Raw genomic sequence first — 258 nt, forward strand, 5'->3', positions numbered from 1 at the left:
CCATCAGTTGGGGGCGGAGTTGGCGCGCCACCGCGTCGATCAGCGCGGGCATCTGATGGGGTTCTTGTACGTCGATGGCCACGTGCGCGCCTATCACGGCCAACGCACGATGTCCCGGGCCTACGTGGCACGCCGCCATCTGGCCATGCCCGCGACCACGGATTACTGGGTCAACGATCGCGCCGGCGATCCGCTGCTGGTCATCACCGGGGATATCAATGCCGCGCTGGCCAAGGCCTTCCCCGACCTGCTACGCGA

1 protein-coding gene is annotated in these 258 nt (G+C 67.1%); it reads left to right on the forward strand.

The window, feature by feature from the left end; genetic code table 11:
* Positions 1-55 precede the first annotated feature (55 nt).
* On the forward strand, positions 56-258 hold a 203-nt coding region (locus FQ664_RS26345), incomplete at its 3' end, for a putative transposase (RefSeq protein WP_144175926.1).

It is taken from the genome of Pseudomonas persica (assembly GCF_900291015.1).
Lineage (GTDB): Bacteria > Pseudomonadota > Gammaproteobacteria > Pseudomonadales > Pseudomonadaceae > Aquipseudomonas.